The following is a 22776-nucleotide window of genomic DNA, read 5'->3' on the forward strand; positions in this document are numbered from 1 at the left end:
GCAGATCGATGAATGCAAGTCTTCCGCGTCGTGGTCACCACGTCCTTGGGACTTCCGCAATGATCTCACGCTGGACGCGATGCTGCCTGGTAGTGGGGTTGCTGGTGACGGTACAGTTGGTCGGCAATGCTCGTGCGCATCCCATTACCCAGCCCGAGGGGACGCCGAACGTCGGAATTGCTCGGCAGCAAACGGAGGCCGCTGCTGTGGCGCGAGTTCCTGAAGGCACGCGTCCGTCAGCCGTCGAGGATACACTCGGGCATTTCCGTTCAGCGGTGGAAAATGATGGCCGCCCCGTTTCTCCCGCCAACCGCATGCCGGGCAGCGACCGGGTGTCGTCAGAGTCCTGGCCTGGACACCTGGGAGTGGTCGAAGACGGCAATTCGGGAGTGGCCGGGATCGATCCGTCGGACGCTCTGTCAACTTTGCGCCCGATGGTGGACGGGAAGACACAACCGAACCGGGGCCCGTCGTTGTCTCGACAGGCGACATCCGACCCCAACGCTGCTTCCGACGCCGGTGAGAGAATCGCCGCGCTGGTCCTCGAATTCGAGGGCTCGGTTGTTGAGGTACTCACCGCAGCCACGGACGCACGCATCGATCCGGATGGGAAGGTCACCTTCTCATTGGCCGGCATCGAAGGTTTCCACTACGCTGCGCGAGGCGGGGAATTGTCGTTTGGGCACGGCGATGCTTCGCTGGCCATCGTCCAGCCGGCTGCCGGCTCGCTTGAGCAGCGCATGGAACAACGCGGTGCCCGTGGCCCACAACCCTTGACCCCGCCAGCAGGCTCGAACCCTACTGGGGAAGTCTGGCAACTGCTCAAGGAAATTCTGCAGTATCCCCTGGTCTGGCTGTTGCTCCTGCTGCTGTTGGTCGGCAAGATCGCCCTGCTGGTCGCGCGCTACCGGGCCCGGCGGCGAACGCGCAGAAGCGGATCCGGGAACCGGCACGCCAAGCTCAAGGTCAGGCGTACGCGCTTGCGGCACCGGATCAAGCGGGTAGCCTCATCAGCCAGCCTCCAGGAGCAGTAATCGCCGTAGTTGGCCCAGCTTACCGCGGCTGCCAGAAGAGGCTTGCGGTATACTGGCACAGACGCTGCTGCTTGCCGATGCGCAGTGGCCTTTGCTCCCAACTCTCCACCTCCCCAGGAATCCATCATGTTGCAGAAGTCTGCCTCTTTCCCTGGAATTCAGGGCCCCATCGTCACGATCGTCATGGATGGCTATGGCATTGCCAAATCCGATGTCGGCAGTGCCATCGCTGCTGCCAGGAAACCCACCCTCGACAATCTCTTTGCCAAGTACCCGAATATCACCTTGCGCGCCCATGGTACCGCCGTGGGCATGCCTTCCGACGAAGACATGGGCAACTCCGAAGTCGGTCACAATGCCATTGGCGCCGGGCAGGTTTACAGCCAGGGCGCAGCCCTGGTCGCTGGAGCGATAGCCTCCGGGTCGATCTGGGAGGGCACGGCCTGGCGGCAAATCGTCGCCGGCGCCCAGGCCGGCCGCGGGGTGATGCACTTCATCGGCCTCTTTTCCGATGGCAATGTGCACAGCCACATCGATCATCTGCAAGCCTTGGTCCTGCGCGCCAAGCAAGAAGGCGTGCCGGTGGCGCGGATTCACATCCTGATCGACGGGCGTGACGTCCCGGAAACCAGTGCCCTCGACTATCTGCTGCCTTTCGAGGCCTTCCTGGCCGACGTGAGCAGTGGCGGATTCGACGCCCGCATCGCCTCGGGTGGTGGCCGGATGAACATCACCATGGATCGCTATGAGGCGAACTGGAGCATGGTCGAAAAGGGCTGGCGCACGCATGTCCTCGGCGAGGGCGAACAGTACGACCGTGCTTCGGCTGCCGTAGAGGCATTGCGTCTCAAGTTTCCAGGAACGATTGACCAGGATCTGCCTCCATTTGTGATCGCCAGCGGCGGCCGGCCCGTTGGTACCATCGAGGACGGTGACTCGGTAGTCTTTTTCAACTTTCGCGGCGACCGCTCGATCGAGATCACGCGCGCCTTTGAAGAGGCCACTTTCGACAAGTTCGACCGCGTGCGCGTGCCCAACGTGACCTACGCCGGGATGTTGCAGTATGACGGCGACCTCAAGCTCCCGAAACGCTTTCTGGTCGATCCACCAGCCATTCTCGACACCATGGGCGAGTGGTTTGCCAAATCAGGCATTACCCAGTTTGCCTGCTCGGAGACGCAGAAATTCGGGCATGTGACCTATTTCTGGAATGGCAACCGCTCAAACAAGTTTGCCGGCGAGACCTATCAGGAAGTATTGAGCGACGTGGTGCCCTTCGAGCAACGTCCGTGGATGAAGGCAGCGGAAATCGCCGATGCCATGATCGAAGCCCTGAAGAGTGGCCAGTACCGGACCTTGCGCTGCAATTTCGCCAATGGCGACATGGTCGGTCACACCGGCAGCTTCCGCGCGGCGACGATGGCCATCGAGGCGGTCGATCTGCAACTGGCACGCATCCTGCCGGTGATCAACGCACTCGGCGGCGTGGCGCTGATCACCGCTGATCACGGCAATGCCGACGAGATGTACGAAATCGACAAGAAGACCAGGCAACCCGCGCAGAACCCGGATGGATCGTTCAAGGCCAAGACTTCGCATACGCTGAACCCGGTGCCTCTGATCCTCTACGACAACGTGACCGGCGGCAAACTGGCTCTCAGACAGGATCCCGGCGCCGGGCTTTCCAATATCGCGGCGACGATCGCCAATCTTCTCGGCCTGGAGAAACACGCCAAGTGGGATGAGAGTTTGCTGCTGGTCACGTAGCACCAACCGCCGTTCGGTGGGGGGGCGCGGCGGATTATCGTGCTATCGCATGACGCACCGCGTCCTCCACGTTTTCCAGGAATACGAATTCGAGCCGCTTTTTCGCCTCTTCTGGAACCTCCTCAAGGTCCCGGCGATTCCTGGCCGGCAACATCACCCGCTCGATGCCGGCGCGCATCGCAGCCAATACCTTGTCCTTGATGCCGCCGACCGGCAGGACGAGTCCGCGCAGGCTGATCTCGCCGGTCATCGCGGTGTCGTTGCGTACCGGGCGATCGGTGAACAGCGAAGCCAGCGCGACGAACATCGCCACGCCCGCACTTGGGCCATCCTTCGGAATGGCGCCTGCCGGGACGTGCACATGGACACTGCACTTCTCGAAGCAGTCGCCATCGATGCCGAGGCTGCCGGCATGCGTCTTGACCAGGGTTAGCGCCGCCTGAGCGGATTCCTTCATCACTTCGCCAAGTTGCCCGGTGAGGATCAGCTTGCCGTCGCCGCTGGTACGGCTGGCTTCGACGAACAGTATGTCGCCACCGACCGGTGTCCATGCCAGGCCGGTGGCTACCCCGGCCAGGCCGGTGCGCAGCGCGACTTCGTTGTCGAATTTGCTGGGCCCAAGTATCCCGGTCAGGTCGCTTTCCTCGACGCGCATCGCCGATTGCGTGCCATCGGCGATATTCACCGCGGCGCGCCGGCAGACCGCAGCGATCTGCCGTTCGAGCGAGCGCACGCCGGCCTCGCGCGTGTAATCGCGGATCAGCGCCACGAGCGCTGGATCAGACAACTCGATCTGACCTTGCTTGAGGCCATTCTGGTCGATCTGGCGCCCGACGAGGTAACGTCGCGCGATCTGCAGCTTTTCTTCCTGCGTGTAGCCGGGCAGATGAATGATCTCCATGCGGTCCCGAAGCGGTCCCGGAATGCCGTCCAGCACGTTGGCCGTGGTGATGAACAGCATTCGTGACAGGTCGAAGGGCAAAGCGAGGTAGTTGTCGCGGAAGGTGTTGTTCTGTTCCGGGTCGAGGACCTCCAGCAGTGCGGCCGACGGGTCGCCCTGAATGCCGCTGCCGAGCTTGTCGATTTCGTCGAGCATCATCACGCACCCCCGCGTTCCAGCCTTGCGGATGGCCTGAATGATGTTCCCGGGTAGGGCGCCAATATAGGTGCGTCGATGGCCGCGAATTTCGGCCTCGTCGTGAACGCCGCCGAGAGAGGCGCGCACAAACTTGCGCCCGAGCGCTTTGGCGATTGACTGTCCCAACGAGGTCTTGCCGACGCCAGGTGGGCCGACAAAGCACAAAATTGGCCCGTGGCCGCTCGGGTTGAGCTTGCGTACCGCAAGAAACTCGATGATGCGCTTCTTGATCTGGTCAAGACCGAAGTGATCGGCGTCCAGGATGCGGCGGGCGTCGGCAATTTCGATACGATCGGGCTCAGGCTCCTGCCAAGGCAACTCGACCAGCCAATCGAGGTAGGTGCGCAGCATCGAGTACTCGGCCGAACCGTCAGACATGCGCTCTAGACGCTTCAACTCCTTGTTGGCCTGGTTCGCGACCTCTTCGGGCATCTGTGCGTCGGCGATCGCTTTATGCAGCGCCTGGATTTCAAGCGCATTGCCCGTATCACCCTCACCGAGTTCCTTCTGGATCGACTTCAATTGCTCACGCAAGAGGTATTCGCGTTGCCGCTGATCGATGCTCGCCTTGGTTCGCTCGTCGAGTTCGCGTGACAGTTGCAGCACCTCGAGACGCCCAAGCAGACAGTCGAGAACGATGTCTAGTCGTTGTGTCAGGTCGATGGATTCGAGGACTCGCTGGCGATCGGCGATCTTGAGTTCCGTAACACTGGCCACCAGGTCGGCAAGAGCGCCCGGCTGGGCAATCCCCTTGACCGCGTTGCCCAGTTCCTGTGAGACTTGCGGCAGATATTGCAGGACTTTGAGCGCGCGCTCCCGAAGCTGGATCAGGCGCGCTTCAATCTCGCTGTCGGTCGCCTCCGGTTCGTCGATGCGTCCGATCCGCGCCACCGGGAAGGGATAGCCATGCAGGTATTCGGCGACCCGAAAGCGCTGCAGCCCCTGGCAGACGATGACATGCGTGTTGTCCGGGAGAGTCACGTAACGCAGAATGTTGGCTACTGTACCGACCAGGCACAGATCGTCGGGGCCCGGCGTTTCGATCTCGGCGTCCCGCTGCAGGAGTATGCCAACCGGTCGCTCCGTCTTCACGGCCTGCTGCGCAGCCAGTATCGACTGTTCACGGCCGATGGTCAGCGGCAGGATCATGCCTGGAAACAGTACCACATTGCGCACCGGGACGATGACCATCGCATCATCGGGTATCACCAGGACACCGGTGCCGGTCGCCCGTGTGTCGCGATTGGCATCTGTCCTGTCAGTTCGCATGCTCTTGGCTCATGCCATGGGGTGCAGGACGAGTACCAGGCAACCGTCCTCGAGGAATTGCTCGTGCAGTTGGAAGTCACCGGGTGGCAGCGAAATGCGGCGCTCGAACCGCCCGTAGGGGATCTCCAGGCGGTGGATCGCGGCGCGATGGAAAGCTGGCGGCAGCGGGCGCTGACCTCGCACCAGCAGGCCAGCTTCGTCCAGGACGACTTCCACCTGTCGCGAATTGACGCCGGGCAGAGCGACCAGAAGTCTGAGTTCATCACCGTTCTCGAACAGATCGACCGATGGCTCCCAGGAGGGTACGGAGTGCAGGGATTCCAGCGTAAAAAAACGCCGTTGCAGTTGCTCCGCACCTTGGAGAAGGTCGAACGCCTCAGCCCACATCCAGAAGCTCCGGTTACGCGATCGCATTGAGCCCACCCCCTGATCTGCAGCTTGCCGGATAGTTCAGGCGTTTTCTGCTTCGCATGCCGAGCAGTCAACCTGGAACAACATGCGGTCTTCGAGGCGGATCGCGGTCAGGTGGCGGCCCCAGAAGCAGCCGGAATCGAGCGCCAGCAGGTTGGGCTCGACCCGTAGTCCGAGCGCCGACCAGTGGCCGATGACGAGCACGTCGTTGGCGCTGCGTCGGCCGGGAACCTCGAACCATGGAAGGTGATTTTCGGGAGCCGCCGACAACTCGCCCTTGGTCTTGAATTCCATCACGCCTGCGGGTGAGCAGAAGCGCATCCTGGTCATCGCGTTGACGATCACTCGCAAGCGAGGCCAGCCCTCCAGTTCCTCGCACCACGCCGCTGGTTCACTACCCCACATGTTGGCCAGAAAATCCAGGTAAGTGGGGCCGCTGAGTGCCGCCTCAACCTCCGCCGCCAGCGCGCGTGCCTGGGCTACCGTCCACTGCGGCAACAATCCGGCATGAACCATGCAATACTCGCCTTCGTGGTGGCAAAGTGGGCGATGACGCAGCCAGTCGAGCAAATCTTCACGGTCCGTTGCATTGAGGATCTCGTCCAGCGTATCACCCCGACTTCGCCTGCCAAGTCCTGCTGCCGTCATCAGCAGGTAGAGGTCGTGATTTCCCAGGACAGTAATTGCGGCGCTGCCGAGATCCCGCACGAAGCGCAAGGTGTCCAGGGAGCGTGGGCCACGGTTGACCAGATCGCCGACCAGCCACAGGCGATCGCTTGTGGCGTCGAAACGGCATTTTTCGAGCAGAAGCTGCAGCGAGTCGAAGCAGCCCTGAATGTCGCCGATGGCGTAGGTCGCCATGCCGGCTAGATTTCTGCGCGCTGTTGTTGCCAGCGCCAGGCGTCGCGGCACATCTGGTCGATATCTCGTCGTGCTTGCCATCCCAGTAAATCTGCGGCTCGTTGCGGGTCTGCGTAGCATGTCGCGACGTCGCCTGCCCGACGTGGTACCAGGGCGTAGGGTATTGGCCGACCACTGGTAGTCTTGAAGGCACGAATCATGTCGAGTACCGAGTAACCACAACCGGTGCCAAGGTTAACCGTCAGTAGCCCACCATTGGCAAGCAGATAATTCAGTGCGGCAAGGTGGCCTTCGACGAGATCCATTACATGGATGTAATCGCGCACTCCCGTGCCGTCGGGCGTCGGATAATCGCTGCCGAATACGCTTAACTGCTGGCGCGTTCCGTCGGCCACCTGTGCCACGTAAGGCAGGAGATTGTTCGGTACGCCATTCGGTTCCTCGCCAATCAGGCCGCTTTCGTGTGCGCCGACCGGATTGAAATAACGCAGGCGCGCAATCCGCCATTCCTTGTCAGCGTGCGCCAGATCGGCAAGGATGTCTTCAATCATCAACTTGCTGGCACCGTAGGGATTGGTCGCCGAGCGCGGGAAATCCTCCCGAATCGGTACCGTGGCCGGGTCGCCGTAGACCGTGGCCGAGGAACTGAAAATCAGCGTCTTCACCGCCACTTCCGCCATGACTTCGCACAAGGCAATCGCCCCGCCGACGTTGCAATCATAATAGCGCAGAGGCTGCGCTACCGATTCGCCAACCGCTTTAAGCCCGGCAAAATGGATGACGGCATCGACTTGCGACGTGGAGAAGACCTGCCTCAGAAGCGCTCGGTCCCGGACATCGCCAAGAAAGAATACCGGCCGCTGCCCAGCGATCCGTGCAACACGATCGAGCACCTCGACGCGGCTGTTCGACAGGTCGTCGATGACCGTGACAGCGTGGCCCGCCGCCAGCAGTGCAACACAGGCGTGCGAGCCGATATAGCCTGTACCCCCGGTAACCACGACGTTCATTTTCCGGCTTCCCTTACTGCCTTGTGTATTCCGAACCGACCCGGTCGGTGGGCAAAATAATCTCCGGCGAACGCATGGCCAGCATACCGCAATGCCAGTAGCAAGCAGCAGCGATTATTCTGCCGGCCTTGATGTCGGTCGTGCAATTATCAACCCGTGCAGCAAGTTGCCGCACATCTTTATACCTGGCAGGCCAGTCGCACAATCGTTCGAAGTTATGAAAACTAGCGAAATCGCGCTATCCGCTGCTATGGGGAAACGAGAAATTCGTCCTTGTGTCGGCCCTGTGCTTCAAGGCTGGTCAGCCAGTTCGGTGCTTTTCCTCGACCTGACCAGGTTTCGCCGTTCGGACCGCGGTACTTGATGGCTACTGGCGTCCTGATTTTTGCAGCAATGATTCCTGCGCCCGCGCCGGTCATTTTGAAGCCGAGATCGGTGGCCGTCAAACCATGCTCGGCAATCAACTGCCTGGTCCGGGCGATGGCATCCGCCAACTCCGCTTGCCGTGCTTCTTCGATCGCTTTTTCCAACAGCGCACGTTGCGCGAGTAGTTCCTTGTAGGTTGCCATATACTTCTCCTTGAAGAAAATCGCTTTATACACCAAAATCCAATAATTGCAACAGCCCCAGAATCAACCTGCAAACACAATGGCCAGTTGTTTGTCCGATCCGGATAAAACCACGCCGACAACGCCGAAAACATGCGCTACAGCTGAGGCCATGCGCGCCATTTTTCGTCAATACATTCCAGCGATGCTTCTGGTTTTTTCCTGGACGAGGGCGAGCCTTAGGCGCTTATGACTCAGATCCTTACTTTGCTTGAGCAGATTCAGTCACGGGGTAACGCGGGCGAGTACCGGGATGATGGTTTGTTCATTGATTCGACAAGCAGCGGCGATGGTCGAGCGGCCCAGACGGGTCAGGTAAGCGCTCAGCAAAAAGTCATCCGATAATCAGAGGCGGAGCCGGTCAACATTTTGTCTACGTCAGCCTCCAGCGTCGTGGCACTGCGGGCTTTGAAGGCTATCCATTCGTACTTCATCTTGTGCCTGAGCTTCTCGATGCGGTTCAGTTCCAGGCTGTAGTCACTGATGACTCAGATCCTTACATTTCCTGAGCAGATTCAGTTTCGGGGTAGCGTGGGCGGGAGCCGGGACGATGGTTTGTTCAGTGATTCGACAAGCATCGTGGCCTGTTCGAGACCATCAAGACGCTGATGAAGACCGCCCAGGGCAAACTCATCGGGGTACTCGGCATTGCCCGCGACATCAGCCGTCAGCACGAGGCATTCAAGGCATTGCGCGAACGCGAGGATATCTATTCTTCGATCGTCGGCCAGGCGAGCGACGGTATCGTCCTGATCGACCCCGAGACCTACGGCTTCGTCGAGTTCAATGACACTGCCTGCCAGATGCTGGGCCATGATCGCGACGCGTTCGCCAGACTCACGCTGTTCGACCTGCCGGCCGACCATACCGCGGATCAAATCCGGGCGCTCATGGCCGTTACCCTGGCGCGCGGTGGAGGACATTTCGAGATCCGTCAGCGTTATCGGGACGGTTCGACCGGCGACTGCTGGAGCAGTTACCGCGTCCTCCAGTTTCGCGGGCGTACCCTGGTCAACGCCATCTGGCACGACAACACCGAACGCAAGCCGTGCTGGTCGGAGTCGGAATTGATGTGTCGGCGCTCAAGGCGGCGCAGGACGCGCTCAGGCAGTTCAACAGCGAGCTGGAGCAGCACGTGCGGGAGCGCACCCGTGAACTGCAAGCGACGAATGCCCAGTTGATGGACACTCAGTTCGCACTGGACAGTATCGGGATCGGCATCACCTGGGCCGATTTTGTGGCCGGCTGCTTCATTTACGCCAGCCGTTTCGCAGCCGAGTTCCTGGGTTACAGTGTCGATGAACTGCTGCAACGGCGAGTGTGGGACATCGACCCGAACTTTCCCCCGGAGGCCTTCGCCCAGGTCGCACGGGAAATCCGGCAACGCGGGCATCTCCAGTTCGAGACCGAGCAACGCACCAAGGACGACCGCCGACTCCCGGTCGAGATGACCGTTTACCAACACGCCGGCAACGGCATCACGCCCCCCAAGCTCGTCGCCTTCATGTCCGACATCAAGCACCGCAAGGAAGCGGAAGCAGCCCTGCGCCGGGCCAAGGAGGCCTCCGAGGCGGCGAACGCCGCCAAGGGCGAATTCCTGGCCAACATGTCGCACGAGATTCGCACCCCGCTGAACGCCATCCTCGGACTCAACTTCCTGCTGAGGAAGGAAGATCCCTCGCCGGCCCAGCTCGAACGGTTGTCCAAGATGGAGGTCGCCGGACGGCACCTGCTGTTGCTCGTGAACGACATCCTCGACCTGTCCAAGATCGAGGCCGGTTGGATGGACCTGGAGCACTCCAACTTCCACCTCTCGGCGGTGCTCGACTACGTCGCCTCCATCGTCCGCGACGCGGCCGTCAACAAGGGGTTGACTCTCGAGGTCGACACCAACGGGGTGCCGCTCTGGCTGTGGGGCGAGGTCGGTTTGCACAGCACCCCAGGGCTGGGCAGTACCTTCTGGTTCAGGGTGCCGACGCAGCACGGACATGGTCCGATCCTGACCCCGACCGCCATGGCGGACGACGCCGAGTCGCACCCGGCATCGTGGCGCACACGTCCTGCTTGCCGAGGACCATGCCATCAATGTCGAGGTGGTCCTCGAGATCCTGCACGCCGTCGGTATCGACGTAGCGGTCGCCGTGAACGGACGCGAGGCCGTCCAGCGCGACGCGATTCAGATGGCACTCGCGGAGGTACTGGCCGCCTTGCGGGATATCGAGGCCGTCGTGACGCCCGCGTGTCACCCCCAGTGATGGGCTGGACGTAAAATGCCATCAGGCCCCCCGTCAGAAAGTCCTCCACACCCCGATAGGACGCGCAAGAACGCAATGAAATTCAAGGATCTGGTGGACATTGGCGTGTTGCGGGAGCTGTGCGAGAGCTTCACGGCCCTGACCGGCGCAGTAACGGCGATCCTTGATCTGGAGGGAAATATCCTCGTCGCCACGGGATGGCAACGAATTTGCACCGAGTTCCACCGGGTGAATCCCCAAACAGCGTCGCGCTGCCGCCAGAGCGATACCATTCTCGCCGGGCGCCTGCGCGACGGGGAGACCTATAACGTCTATCGCTGTCAGAATGGCCTGGTCGACGTCGCGGTGCCCATCCATGTCGGTGGCGAGCACGTCGCCAACTTCTTCACCGGTCAGTTCTTCTTCGAACCGCCGGACACCTCCTGCTTCCGGCGCCAGTCCGAGGAATTCGGCTTCGACGAGTCGGCTTATCTGGCGGCTCTGGCCGAAGCGCCCATCTTCACCGAACGGCAAGTGCGCTCGATGATGGACTTCCTGAGCCGGCTTGCCCAGATGATCGGCGAGATGGGGCTGGCCCGGGCACGGCTGCAGGAGGCCAACGAGGAATTGCAGCAATACCGCGAACATCTCGAGGATCTGGTGCGGGTCCGCACGGCGGAGCTGTCATTGGCCAAGGAGCAGGCCGAGGCCGCCAACCGGGCCAAGAGCGCCTTCCTGGCCAACATGAGTCACGAGATCCGCACCCCGCTCAATGCCATCTCGGGGATGGCCTACCTGGTCCGCACCGGTGGAGTCTCCGCGCGGCAGGCTGGCTGGCTCGACACCCTGGATGGCGCCAGCCGGCACCTGCTGGAGATCATCAGCGCGATCCTCGACCTCTCCAGGATCGAAGCGGGCCGGATGGCGTTGGAAATCACGCCCCTCCACCTCGACGCCGTGGTGGCCAGTGTCGTGGACATGATCGCCCCCCAGGCTCAGGCGAAACATCTGCACGTCGGTCTTGATCTGGAGCCCCTGTCCGTCCCGCTCATGGGCGATCCGACCCGCTTGCGACAGGCCCTGCTCAATTACGCCACCAATGCGGTGAAATTCACCGCGACCGGTGCGATGACACTCCGCACACGGGTCATCGAACACACCCCGGAGGCCGTCGTCGTCCGCTTCGAGGTCGAGGATACCGGGATTGGCATCCCGGCCGAGGCTATCGACCGCCTGTTCAAGGATTTCGAGCAAGCCGACAATTCCACCACGCGCCAGTTCGGTGGCACGGGTCTTGGCCTGGCCATGACGCGTCGCCTGGCCCAACTCATGGGAGGGTCGGCGGGCGTGTCCAGCACGCCTGGAGAGGGCAGCATCTTCTGGTTCACCGCGTGCCTCGGTGTGCAATCCGCTGCACTTCAGACCGCTCTCGACGAACACCCCGATGAGGACGCGTTCGCCAGGCTGGCGCGGGATTTCAGGGGTTATCGCCTGTTGCTGGTCGAGGACGAACCAATCAACCAGGAAGTGGCGCGATTTCTCCTGGAGGATGCCGGATTGTGCGTCGATGTCGCTGCCGACGGCATCCAGGCGACGGACCAGGCCGCACGCCATGACTACAGTCTCATCCTGATGGACATGCAAATGCCCTTGATGGACGGGCTCGATGCCACCCGCAAGATACGCTGCCTGCCGCGGCACGGGCGTACGCCGATCGTCGCCATGACCGCCAACGTCTTCGCCGCGGATCGTGAGCATTGCCTGCAGGCAGGCATGAGCGATTTCCTGACGAAACCGGTCAATCCCGACGCCTTGTACGAGGCCGTGCTGAAGTGGCTTGCCTGATCTGGTTATCCAGAACAGGACCATGACGACCAGCCCGCGCGCGCCGGGCCCCCCAATACCGCGTCCGCGGTGTCTTTGCGTTTCCCGCAGTAGCCGGTATCCCGCAAGCCAATAAGTGTTCTTCGTGCGGCGATACACCGCTGGGCAGGTTGATCGAAAAGATGCTCGGAGATAAAGTAATGAGAATCATTATCATATAAAATGCGCGGCACTGATGGCGTTTCGATCTGCGCCGCGTCGGGGAAGGTCGGCTTCAAGTCTTCGCCCGCCAGGAATGTCTGGTCGCAAGTGGCCGCGCGCAGGCAGAAAACGATGCACTTCAAGAAAGGAACTGGTTCGAATGAACTTCATGACGTTGATTTCCCTGTTTGAACTTCCAGTCGGTCAACAAGCGACGGTCAGTTGCGGATCGATCGCCGCGGGTAGCGAGACGACCGGCTGCGAATTGGCCCTGCGGCTATTCGAGATCGGGTTTATCGACGGCGAGCAGGTGCGCGTCGTCGCCCGCGGTCATCCGGGCGGCGAACCCGTAGCGGTGCGGGTCGGCAATACCATGTTTGCCTTGCGCCGCTTCGAAGCCGAGCAGGTGCTGGTCGCTCCATCGCGCGGGGTGGCGGCATGAGCACGGTCAATGGCGCGCTGCGGCTGGCCCTGCTCGGCAACCCGAACTGCGGCAAGACGGCGCTGTTCAACCTGCTGACCGGCAGCCGGCAGAAGGTCGCCAACTATCCCGGCGTCACGGTGGACCGCAAGGAAGGGCAATTGTCGACGCCGTCGGGCAAACAGTTTCGTATACTCGATCTGCCGGGCGCCTACAGCCTCAACGCGGTCAGCGTCGACGAGGAGATTACTCGCGACGTGGTACTGGGCATGCTCGGCGGCGAACCGCGCCCCGACATGCTCGTCTGCGTGAGTGATGCGACCAACCTCAAGCTCAACCTGCGGCTCGTTCTGGAGGTCATGCGCCTGGGCCTGCCGATGGTGCTGGCTGAACATGACCGATCTGGCGAGCAAACGTGGCATCGAAATCGACGTGCCTGCCCTGGCTCGGGAGTTGGGCATGCCGGTGGTCAGCACCGTTGCCGTCAACCGCGGCGGCGCCAGCGAGTTGATTGCCCAACTCGAAGCTTTCGTGCCGGATGACCGGCCGCACCCGCCGGCGTGGCTGCCGCCCGATGTGGCCGACGTCACCGCCACCCAGCGCGAAGTGCGGCGCATTCTGGCGGCAACGCTGCGCGAACCGGCGCTCGACACGCGCCTGGACGAGAGGATCGACCGCGTCGTGCTGCACCCGCTGTCGGGGATGCTGATCCTCGCGACCACACTGTTCCTGATGTTCCAGGCGGTGTTCAGTTGGGCCAGCCTGCCGATGGATCTGATCAAGAGCGCTGTCGAAGCGCTCGGCGAGGTGCTCACCGAGCACCTGCCGGACACCATACTGCGCAGCCTGCTGGTCGACGGGATCGTTGTCGGCGTTGGCAGCGTGCTGGTCTTCCTGCCGCAGATCCTGATCCTGTTTCTCTTCATTCTTGCCCTCGAAGATTCGGGCTACCTGCCGCGGGCGGCCTTCCTGCTCGACCGCCTGATGGGCTCGGTCGTGTTGTGGTTCCTGTCGTCTTTCCCGCTGCCGCCGGAAGGCGCCGCTGGACCGGCGATTCAGTACAGCTATGCCGGCATGCTCGGTCACGCGCTCGAAGTCGTGATCGCTCCGATCGGCTTCAACTGGCAGATATCGATCGCGCTGGTCCCAGGCATGGCGGCGATAGAAGTCGCCGTCGGGGCGCTCGGCACGGTCTATGCGCTGTCTGCGACCGGTGACGACGTGGCCGGGCAACTGGCCCCGATGCTGGCCGCCGGCTGGTCGCTGCCGACGGCTTTCTCACTCCTCGCGTGGTACGTTTTCTCGCCGCAATGCTTGTCCACTCTGGTGGTAGTCAAGCACGAAACCAACTCCTGGCGCTACCCGCTGCTGATGGCCGGCTATCTGTTTGCGCTGGCCTATGGCGCGGCCTTCGTCACCTATCGCGTGGCCCTGCTGCTCACCGGAGGCTGAGATGTTCGATAAACTGTTAACATCCGGCGCGGTGATCGGGGCTGCGACCTACGCCGCGTGGCGACTTCTCCCGGGCGCTCTGCGGCTGGCCCTGATCAAACGCGCGGCGACGCTCGCCCAGCGCTTCGGACTGAGCGAACCCGCTGCCGAAGCGATAGGCCGAAAGGCCGCCAGCAGCACCCGCAACACTTGCGGGGGGTGTTCCGGATGTACCGGCAAGCAGACCACGGCAAACCACGTCATGACCATCAGGCAAAACGCGAAAGGCAACTAGCATGTCAGTTCAAGGCAAAAGGTTGAGGGCGCTGTACGGCGCGACACTGCTCTCTTTTCTGCTCGGGTCGTCACTGGCCGTTCCAGTGGCGGCGGCCGAGGCGGTGACCACGGAGGAGGAAGTCAACACAGATGCGGGTGGTTCCGCAGCCGATGCCACCGACGCAACCCCCAACTGGCAGGAGACGACCCTGAGCGGCGACTGGGGCGGCTCCCGCAAGCGGCTCTACGACGCGGGTGTCCAGGCCGACCTGGTCTACAGCGCCGACTACCTGCGTGACACCACCGGGGGGCTCAAGCGTGGTGGCGCCTATATGGGGCACTTCGACCTGATCCTGCAGTTCGACGGCGAAAAGCTCGTCGGCTGGCAAGGCGGCTCCGCCTATCTGCAGTTGATCAGCAACAGTGGCGGCAGAGTCAACCTCAACCATGTCGGCAGCCTGATGGGCGTCGACAACCTCGAAGCGCCGGTCAATCGCACCGGCATCTTCAAGGCCTGGCTGCAACAATCCTTCCTGGACGACAAGGCCTCGCTGCGGGTCGGCCTCTACCCGATCGACAGCGAGTTCTACATCACCGATTCATCGGGCGTCTTCCTGCATCCGTCATTCGGGATGGCTGCCGAAGTCGCCAGCTTCGGCAGCCTGGCCGGGCCGTCGATCTATCCGACGAGTTCCTATGCGGCGCGCCTGCGTATCGACCCCGATCCTGCGTGGTACGCGATGGTCGCGGTCGCGCGTGGAATTCCGAGCGAGCGGATCGCGACCGCCGGCCCCAATGTCAGTTGGCAGAAGGGCACAGGCAGCATGCTGATCGGTGAAGTCGGTTTCAGTCCGGTCAAGGCCGGGTTGCTCAACGATCGCCCCAAATCGGGGGAAAAAGACGAGTTCGAGCCGATCAGCAAGCTGGCACTGGGGCTGTGGCGCTACTCCCCACGTTTTCCTGAACTGGTTGCCGTCGATGCCGGCGGCGAGCCGCTGCTGGCGACGCACTGGGGTGCCTATGTTCTCACCGAACAAACCCTGTGGCGTGTGCCGGAGTCGAACCGTGATCTGGCGGTATTCTTGCGCTATGGATTCACTGACGGCAAGACCAATACCCTCGACTATTCATTCAGCGCCGGCCTGAGCTTCAGGGGACCGTTCGCCGGTCGCGAGAAGGACACCTTCGGCATCGCTGCAACACGTGCCCATGTCGGTCCGCAGGGACGGGCGCAGTTGTCGGACGAACTGGGCGAGCCGCTGTCCTCGACCGCGGAAATGGCAGTGGAAATGACTTACCGGGCACAACTCACCCCCGGTGTGGTCCTGCAGCCGGTCGTCCAGCGCATCTTCAATCCCGCTCTCGCTCTGCCAAACGCGACCGTTGCCGGGGTTCGCCTGCAACTGGCGTTGTGAATGCCGGCGACCTGACTGAAGAAGAACGACGAGGAGAGCCTGATGCGTGCCGCGCTCTCAGAAGATGAACCGTTCGAAACCGCCGTTCGTGCGCAGCCGGAACGGGCCGTCAGGCAAGTGAAACCGGCTCCCCCGCCTGTTCCGATACGAGCCTGGACAGTGCTGCCATCAATTCCTCGTCATGGCGGGTATCCTGCCAGTTGCTGCCGTCCCAGCGGTAATGGAAGCCCCCCGATCGGGCGGCAACCCAGATCTCCTGCGCGGCGTCGTGGCGATTGACGATGATCCGGCTGCGGTCGGAGAACTCGATTTCGAGGACGCTGTCGCTGACCATCTCGAAGTCGAGATCGGCGCCGCTACGTTCCAGCCCGGTTTCGATCCGCTTCAGCGCCACATCGGCGAGCGCGTTGAATTCTCTATCATTCATCCTGTGCTACCATCCCCGGCTCTCAACCATTGACCAATTGACCCATGCGCCAACATCTTGTGCTGGCTTTGCTGGCGAGTGTCACGCTGGGCGCCTGCGGCACCAAAGGTTCGCTGACCTTGCCGCCGGCCCCGCGCACATCTCCGGCCCCGGTCGCGGCGATCGCGCCGCCATCGCCGGCCACGGCCACGGCGCCCGATGCCGGCAGCGCTAAGAATTCTAACACGCCCGGAGAACCCGCCAGATGAGCGCTTTTGCACGCAGAGACGGCGTCCTGAACGCTGAATCGGTTTCACTGACCGATATCGCCGCCGAGTTCGGCACGCCGTGCTGGGTTTATTCCCGGCACGCCATCGAGGCGGCGCTGGACGAATTCCAGCGCGAACTGATCGGCTTCGATGGGCTCGTCTGCTATGCCGTCAAAGCCAATTCCAACCTCGCCGTCCTGAACCTCCTCGCGCGCCGTGGCGCCGGCTTCGACATCGTCTCCGAGGGCGAACTCCGGCGCGTTTTGAAGGCCGGGGCCGACCCGCGACAGATCGTTTTCTCGGGCGTCGGCAAGACCGCGCGGGAGATGGAACTGGCGCTGGACATCGGCATTCTCTGCTTCAACGTCGAATCGGCTGCCGAACTCGAACGTCTCGACAGCGTCGCCGCAGCCATCGGCAAGACCGCACCGATCAGCCTGCGCGTCAATCCGGATGTCGATGCGAAGACGCATCCGTATATCTCCACCGGCCTGAAGGAAAACAAGTTCGGCGTCGCCTACGAGGACGCGCGCGCGCTCTACCGGCAGGCGGCGAACCTGGCGAATATCGAGATCAGCGGCATCGACTGCCATATCGGCTCGCAGTTGCTTGACGCGGCGCCTTTTGCCGAAGCGCTGGACAAGGTGCTGGCGCTGGTTGATCAACTGGCGGCTGACGGCATCGTGCTGGATCACATTGACCTCGGTGGCGGCCTCGGCATCCGCTACCGTGATGAGGATGCGCCGAACGTCAAGTCCTATCTGCAGCCCTTGCTGCAAAAGCTTGCCGGGCGGCAATTGCGCATCCTGCTGGAGCCGGGGCGCCGGCTGGTCGGCAACGCGGGCCTCCTGCTGACCCGCGTCGAGTATCTGAAGCCGGGTGAAATCAAGAACTTCGCAATCGTCGACGCGGCGATGAACGACCTTGCGCGTCCGGCGCTGTATGGTTCCTGGCACGACATCGTGCCGGTCGTGCCGCGCGCGGGTTTACCGATGCCATGGGAAATCGTCGGTCCGGTCTGCGAGTCCGGCGATTTCCTGGGACACGGCCGGGAACTGGCGCTGGCCGCCGGCGATCTGCTGGCGATCATGTCCGCCGGTGCCTACGGCATGGTCATGAGTTCGAACTACAACAGCCGGGTGCGCGCCGCCGAAGTGATGGTCGATGGCGCGCAGACCCATCTGGTGCGCCGCCGCGAGACCGTCGAGGATCTGTACGCCCTGGAGTGCCGCCTGCCTTGAGCAGGTGCTGACCCACCCGCCGCGGTGGGCTTCGGCGGATGACGGTTCAGGCCGGGCGGCCTGAGCAGCGGGTCTCGGTCCTCACTTCAGAATTCCCAGCAGATTCGAGAAGCCGTCGGTCCACGCCGTGAAGCCAGGCCGGGGCTTGAGCGTCTCGGCCTGGTGGATTTCCTTCAGCAGGCCGGCCTGGCGATCGTTCTGAACGATCAGCGCCCACACGGAATGGCGGCAGAAGCGCTCGCCGTGTTCAGGCTCGAAGTCGACAACCAGAGCGGTCATGCCGAGTTGCTGCGCGGCGGCGGCGACCACCGGCCGCAGGTCGAGATAGCGGTTGGTGATGTGCACGGCCAGGATGCCGTTCCGCTGCATGTGGCGCAGATAGGCACGCATGGCTTCGATCGTCAGCAGGTGCGTGGGGATCGAGTCCCCCGAAAAAGCGTCGATCGCCAGCAGGTCGAAGTTCTGGATCGGTTCGCGTTCGAGCATCAGGCGCCCATCGCCGAGGACCGGGACGATGCGCGCGGCGCTGTCGCCAAGGTAGCTGAAGTCATTGCGCGCCAGGTCGAGGACCTGCTCATTGATCTCGTACATCCGCATTTCATCGCCCTGCCGGCCATAGGTGGCCAGCGTCCCGGCACCGAGACCCAGCACCCCGATCTTGCGTGGCTTTTCGCCGGAGAGGCTCTGCAGCGCCTGGCCCACTCCTGATTTCTCGCAGTAATAGGCCGTGGCTTGCCGGCGGTGTTCGGGAGAGATGAACTGTTCGCCGTGATTGATGCGCCCGTGCAGGATCTTGCGCTTGATTCCCAGGTCTTCTTCGTCCACGTCGGAGACACGCAGTTGTCCGTAGAAATTGCGCAGCACCCGCCGGTAATCTTCGACGTAGCTGGCCGAGATACCTGCCAGACGGTAGCCGTAGGCGAACAGGGCGACCAGTAGCAGCCAGCGCCAGACGGGCTGAATTTCGCGCCAGAGGACGATGATCACCAGCAGCGCGCAGAGGAACAGGCCGATCGGCAGTTCGAAGTAGGCGTTGAACACCGCTGGGGCCAGCAGGCCGACGAAGCTTCCACCGAGCGCACCGCCGATCGAGAGCATCAGATAGAACAGCGTCAGATGGCGAACGGCTGGCCGACGTCTGACCAGTTCACCATGGCAGACCATGCAGAAGACGAACAGGGACAGCGACAGCAGCGCGACCAGCAACGGCACGGGCATGCTGCCACCGTCGACGACCTGGTCGAGAGCGAGGAAGGCCATCGGCAGGGCCACCAGGAAGCCGGGGCGGTAGTAGTAGCGGGGCGCATCGAAACAGAGGATGAAACTCAGCAGGTAGATGCTCAGTGGCAACACCCACAGGAAGGGTACCGGCGCGACATCCTGCGTCAGGTGGCGGGTGATGGCCAGCAGGAGGATCGAGGCGGTCATCGCCAGGCCCACCCACAGCAGGCACTCGCGCCATGACGGGCGCGCCGTGGCGGCGGTGCTGGTCGTTTCCGCCGCCACTTCTCGTTCGCTCGACACCCCTTTCCAGGATTGCCAGGCACTCGTCAGACAAGCCAGCACGAAAAGAACGTAGGCTGCCGACCACGCCCAGGCTTGTTCGAAGACCGGGAAATAAGGCTCGACCAGCAGCGGATAAGTCAGGAGGGCCAGCATCGATGCCAGGTTCGAGAGGGCATACAGACGGTAGGGCATCATGCTGGCGAACGAGCGCGCATACCAGGCCTGCATCAGCGGCCCGGTGGTCGACAGCAGCAGGTAGGGCATGCCGACCGCCGAGGCCAGGACGACCAGCACGCTCCAGGTTGGGCTCTCGAATGCGGCGTCCTTCCATGCCGGGTCGGCGATCACCGGCAGGGTTGCCAGGCTGAGCAGCAGCAGCACGCCGTGCACCAGGTTCTGACGGCGCGGCGACAGCAACTCGTGCAGCAGGTGCACGTACAGGTAACCGAGCAGGAGCTCGGCCTGGAAGAAGACGAGACAGGTACTCCACACCGAGGACGAGCCACCGAACCACGGCAGGATCATCTTGGCGACGATCGGCTGGATCTGGAAAAGCAGGAAGGCCGACAGGAAGACGGTGGTGGCGAAGCTGATCATCGGGACTTTCAGAAGCGCGAAACGTAGTCGGGGTGCGGTCAGGCCCGTCTTGAGGCAGGCCAGGTCAAAGTCCGGCGTGTCGGCAAGCCGGATTCGCAGCGGCCAGGGCTAGGGGCGTTCAGGTTGAGCTGGAGGACCCTCCGGGTCAGCCGGTGCCGCGTGCCAGTGTTCGGGCGGGACGATCACGTTGCTGCTGGGCTGGATGACGAAATGCGGCGACATGATCTGTACTCCGTAGGTGTTGAACTGGTCCTGGATGTGGGCATGCAGTGCCGACAGCACCGGTACGCGTTCGAGCGGTTTGTCCATGTGCGCGAACAACTCGTACTCGACGTACCAGTCGGCCAGGCTGCGTTGGTAGACGAAAGGCCTGGGCGAAGCCCGCAAACCCGGCGTCTGTTCGGCAGCGGCGATCAGCATGGCATGCACCTGTCGCCACGGCGTATCGTAGCCGATGGTCACCTTGGTCGACACCAGCGTGCCGCGCGCACCGGCCAGCCGGGAGTAGTTCCTGATCGGACTGCCGACCAGAACCGCATTCGGAATCGTCACTTCCTCGTTGCGCATGTTGATCATCTTGGTCGACAGCGCGCCGACCTCGCTGACGACGCCGACATTTTCGCCGATATCGACGAAGTCACCCACCGAGAGCGCGCGCGAATAGACCAGCACCAGGCCGCTCATCAACTGGTTGACGATCCCGGCCGAGCCGAGCGTGAGCATGAAGCCGAACATGACCGACAGACCCTTGAAAGCGTCGCTGTCGGACATCGGAATGAACGGATAGGCGACGGCGATTCCCAGACCCCAGACCAGGATGCTGACGATCCGGTGGGTGGCGGTGACCGTTTCCGGGTGCAGGCCCGGCACCTGTACCCGGCCTTCCCGCGCGGCCTTGAAAAAATTGCCGATCGCATCGTTGAAGGACTTGGTCAGGAACAGGATGATCAGCGCCGTCGTCAGCGCCGGCATGGCATTGACCAAACCGACGCCGAGGGTGTACAACAGCCCGAAAAGGAAATCGCTGAGCCGGTCGCCGAGGGGTTCGGTGAGCGGAAAGCGTGCCAGGACGTAGGTCAACCAGAGGTAAGCGACGCTCAACCACAGGAAACCCATCAGCAGTTGGGCGACTCGCTGTACCAGCAACCAGCCGTGCCGCGCCCAGCGCAGCCTGTTGGAGGCGTCTTCGGCTTCGATCACGTGCTGCAGGTGGCCGACCACCAGGGTGGTCGCGCGCCGGATCAGCCACAGCAGGATCAGCGCGATCAGCGTGGCCGCCGCCGCCAGCCCGACACCCTTCAGGAGCACCATCGGATGGCGCTGCGTTGCTGCCGCCTGCAGGGCCGCTGCCATTTCACCGGCAGTACGCCTGGCTGCCGCTTCGAGCGAAATCTTCTCCTCCGGGTCGAGGTCGCCTTCAAGGACGTTGAACAGGACGAACTCCCCGATACGCAGGTTGAAGCCGCGCGTGCCATCGGCAGTGAATGGCGTCAGCTCGATCTGCTGCTCCATCTGGTTTGGCGGCAGGGCATCGATCCGGGTCAGCGCCCGCCGTACACGAATCACCGGCGTTGCGCCGACGAAGGTCGCCCGGAAGGTGACAATCGGCCGGAAGTGGTAGCTGAGAGTGGCCTCCTTTTCCCGGACCTGTTCCACCGCGGGGGCCGGAATGGCCGCACTGGCCAGGAAGAAACCACAGGCAAGCAACAACAGCGACAGTGCTGCGGGTACTTTCCGGAAGATGCAGGAGAAGGTCATGAGGAAATTCGGTTGGCTGTGGAGTCAGTGCCGGATTATAGCTGCCGAAATCGCTCGTCGACGTGCCCCGAAGCGGCCGGCCAGGTGTGGCACAGGGTCTCGGTCGGCAGCGCAGCATCACCTCCCGGGCATCGGCAGGCCTGGAGAGGCCCGTCGACGTACGGATTGCTCACTACGCGGTGGTTGACAAGCCCAGTGCCGAGAGGTCGAGCCGTCCCTTGCGCATCGGCGGGCACCAGAAATAGGCACCGGACAGTGGGCGGCTGAACTTGAACAGCGCATCAACGATGCCGTCTTCGATGCCCAACATCCGGCGCAACTGCGCCTCGAAAGGATCGAAGGAGGTAGCAAAAGCCACGAACAGCAGACCACCGCGGTTGCCATCGGCCCATGGCATCGACCGGCGCAGTACGAAAGCCGCCGGGGCAAAGCTTTCCTGCGCCGTCCGTTTGACGTGTGCCGACGCCGGGGCATCGTCGATTTCCTGGTTGTCGGCGCGTCGGCGACCGATGCTGAGGTCCTGCTGCGCGCCGGGCATGGCTTCGAAACGTGCAAAATCGTGCGTCCAGCGTTGCACGGCGACGAAACTCGAACCCGTGACCCCCGGACGTTCGGGGCCAATGATCGCGGTGCTTGCCGCAGCGTCGCCGGTCGGGTTCTCGGTGCCGTCCTCGTAGCCGGACAGGTCTCGGCCGCCGGCGTACTGGAAGGCATCGAGCGAGTCTTCGAGTCGGAAAGCCGGCATCATGGCCTGTGCGATGCGTCTGGCGCGATGCAGGATTTCGCCACGGTCGTCGCCGCGCAACCAGACCCACACGGCTGCCGGCGTGGCCGGCAGTTCCAGCCCCGGTCCGGCGAGTGCCGGGAAGCTGCGCAGGCCAGGGACCTCGGCCGCGAGGGCAGAGACCAGAGCCCTGCCCAAACCGACCACCGTCTGTTGTCCGTCCACCAGATCGGCCAGCCGGTGCAGGCATTCGCCAGGGAGCGCGGCGGGTTCGAGCGAGAAACTCAGATAGCGCGCCAGTACCGGCAGAGGGAGCAGGATTCCTGCTTGTGGGGTATTCATCGGGAAATCAACCTCGGATCGGAAATCGGTGCC

General features: G+C 62.7%; 20 protein-coding genes and 1 pseudogene. 11 read left to right on the forward strand and 10 right to left on the reverse strand.

The genetic code is table 11. The features are described 5' to 3' along the window. Positions 1–59: 59 nt before the first annotated feature. Together AC15MQ_RS10255 and gpmI are read left to right on the forward strand one after the other, a co-directional pair. A complete protein-coding gene (locus AC15MQ_RS10255; protein WP_483080037.1) occupies positions 60–1034 on the forward strand; it encodes a hypothetical protein in 975 nt (324 codons plus the stop codon). A gap of 126 nt (positions 1035–1160) precedes the next feature. After that, positions 1161–2801: a 2,3-bisphosphoglycerate-independent phosphoglycerate mutase gene (gene gpmI, locus AC15MQ_RS10260; RefSeq protein WP_483080038.1), complete on the forward strand. Its 1641-nt coding sequence runs from the start codon at positions 1161–1163 to the stop codon at positions 2799–2801. 34 nt (positions 2802–2835) lie between these two features. Here the strand turns inward: gpmI and lon are convergent, their stop codons facing one another. From lon to AC15MQ_RS10285, 5 genes are all read right to left on the reverse strand, one after another. Beyond that, the gene (gene lon, locus AC15MQ_RS10265; RefSeq protein ID WP_483080039.1) at positions 2836–5208 is read right to left on the reverse strand and encodes an endopeptidase La; all 2373 of its coding nucleotides are present in this window, start codon (positions 5206–5208) and stop codon (positions 2836–2838) included. Between the two features lie 9 nt (positions 5209–5217). Further along, entirely contained in the window at positions 5218–5595 is a 378-nt protein-coding gene (locus AC15MQ_RS10270; RefSeq protein WP_287666486.1) for an Hsp20/alpha crystallin family protein, read from the reverse strand. Positions 5596–5658: 63 nt separating this feature from the next. Continuing rightward, positions 5659–6480: a symmetrical bis(5'-nucleosyl)-tetraphosphatase gene (locus AC15MQ_RS10275; RefSeq protein ID WP_483080040.1), complete on the reverse strand. Its 822-nt coding sequence runs from the start codon at positions 6478–6480 to the stop codon at positions 5659–5661. 5 nt (positions 6481–6485) lie between these two features. Beyond that, on the reverse strand, positions 6486–7490 hold the full coding sequence (gene galE / locus AC15MQ_RS10280) for a UDP-glucose 4-epimerase GalE (protein WP_483080041.1): 1005 nt from the start codon (positions 7488–7490) through the stop codon (positions 6486–6488). 248 nt (positions 7491–7738) lie between these two features. Then, positions 7739–8059: an H-NS histone family protein gene (locus AC15MQ_RS10285; RefSeq protein ID WP_287666481.1), complete on the reverse strand. Its 321-nt coding sequence runs from the start codon at positions 8057–8059 to the stop codon at positions 7739–7741. Between the two features lie 647 nt (positions 8060–8706). Between AC15MQ_RS10285 and AC15MQ_RS10290 the strand changes: the two genes are divergently transcribed. The 3 genes from AC15MQ_RS10290 (at position 8707) to AC15MQ_RS10300 (ending at position 12177) form a co-directional block, all read left to right on the forward strand. Further along, a complete protein-coding gene (locus tag AC15MQ_RS10290) occupies positions 8707–9279 on the forward strand; it encodes a PAS domain-containing protein (protein ID WP_483080042.1) in 573 nt (190 codons plus the stop codon). Continuing rightward, positions 9234–10367, forward strand: a complete 1134-nt coding sequence (locus AC15MQ_RS10295; protein ID WP_483080043.1) for a sensor histidine kinase — start codon at positions 9234–9236, stop codon at positions 10365–10367. The genes AC15MQ_RS10290 and AC15MQ_RS10295 overlap by 46 nt, the downstream gene beginning before the upstream one ends. A 61-nt stretch (positions 10368–10428) precedes the next feature. Beyond that, positions 10429–12177 (forward strand): PocR ligand-binding domain-containing protein, encoded by a 1749-nt coding sequence (locus AC15MQ_RS10300; RefSeq protein WP_483080044.1) that lies wholly within the window; start codon positions 10429–10431, stop codon positions 12175–12177. Positions 12178–12182: 5 nt separating this feature from the next. On the opposite strand, the gene AC15MQ_RS10305 is transcribed toward AC15MQ_RS10300, so the two are convergent. After that, positions 12183–12500 carry a hypothetical protein gene (locus AC15MQ_RS10305; protein WP_483080045.1) on the reverse strand — a complete coding sequence of 106 codons (318 nt, stop codon included), beginning with the start codon at positions 12498–12500 and terminating at the stop codon, positions 12183–12185. Positions 12501–12517: 17 nt separating this feature from the next. On the opposite strand from AC15MQ_RS10305, the gene AC15MQ_RS10310 reads away from it, so the two are divergent. The 4 genes and pseudogenes from AC15MQ_RS10310 to AC15MQ_RS10325 all read left to right on the forward strand — a co-directional run bounded on the left by AC15MQ_RS10310 (position 12518) and on the right by AC15MQ_RS10325 (position 15900). Continuing rightward, a complete protein-coding gene (locus tag AC15MQ_RS10310; RefSeq protein ID WP_483080046.1) occupies positions 12518–12799 on the forward strand; it encodes a FeoA family protein in 282 nt (93 codons plus the stop codon). Then, positions 12796–14230, forward strand: a pseudogene (gene feoB, locus AC15MQ_RS10315) (ferrous iron transporter B). The gene AC15MQ_RS10310 and the pseudogene feoB overlap by 4 nt, the downstream one beginning before the upstream one ends. 1 nt (position 14231) lies before the next feature. Further along, a complete protein-coding gene (locus AC15MQ_RS10320; protein WP_483080047.1) occupies positions 14232–14504 on the forward strand; it encodes a DUF6587 family protein in 273 nt (90 codons plus the stop codon). A gap of 1 nt (position 14505) precedes the next feature. Beyond that, positions 14506–15900 (forward strand): carbohydrate porin, encoded by a 1395-nt coding sequence (locus tag AC15MQ_RS10325; protein WP_483080048.1) that lies wholly within the window; start codon positions 14506–14508, stop codon positions 15898–15900. Between the two features lie 109 nt (positions 15901–16009). Here the strand turns inward: AC15MQ_RS10325 and cyaY are convergent, their stop codons facing one another. Continuing rightward, positions 16010–16327 (reverse strand): iron donor protein CyaY, encoded by a 318-nt coding sequence (cyaY, locus tag AC15MQ_RS10330; RefSeq protein ID WP_287669158.1) that lies wholly within the window; start codon positions 16325–16327, stop codon positions 16010–16012. A 44-nt stretch (positions 16328–16371) separates the two neighbouring features. On the opposite strand from cyaY, the gene lptM reads away from it, so the two are divergent. After that, positions 16372–16575 carry an LPS translocon maturation chaperone LptM gene (lptM, locus tag AC15MQ_RS10335; protein ID WP_483080049.1) on the forward strand — a complete coding sequence of 68 codons (204 nt, stop codon included), beginning with the start codon at positions 16372–16374 and terminating at the stop codon, positions 16573–16575. Next, entirely contained in the window at positions 16572–17816 is a 1245-nt protein-coding gene (lysA, locus tag AC15MQ_RS10340; RefSeq protein ID WP_483080050.1) for a diaminopimelate decarboxylase, read from the forward strand. The genes lptM and lysA overlap by 4 nt, the downstream gene beginning before the upstream one ends. 81 nt (positions 17817–17897) lie before the next feature. On the opposite strand, the gene AC15MQ_RS10345 is transcribed toward lysA, so the two are convergent. The 3 genes from AC15MQ_RS10345 to AC15MQ_RS10355 all read right to left on the reverse strand — a co-directional run bounded on the left by AC15MQ_RS10345 (position 17898) and on the right by AC15MQ_RS10355 (position 22743). Further along, positions 17898–19919: a spermidine synthase gene (locus tag AC15MQ_RS10345; RefSeq protein WP_483080051.1), complete on the reverse strand. Its 2022-nt coding sequence runs from the start codon at positions 19917–19919 to the stop codon at positions 17898–17900. Between the two features lie 108 nt (positions 19920–20027). Then, on the reverse strand, positions 20028–21677 hold the full coding sequence (locus tag AC15MQ_RS10350; protein WP_287669149.1) for a mechanosensitive ion channel family protein: 1650 nt from the start codon (positions 21675–21677) through the stop codon (positions 20028–20030). 172 nt (positions 21678–21849) lie between these two features. Beyond that, positions 21850–22743, reverse strand: coding sequence for a Dyp-type peroxidase (locus tag AC15MQ_RS10355; protein ID WP_483080052.1), 894 nt, complete (start codon positions 22741–22743; stop codon positions 21850–21852). Positions 22744–22776 lie beyond the last annotated feature (33 nt).

The sequence above is a fragment of the Candidatus Accumulibacter propinquus genome, assembly GCF_056856495.1.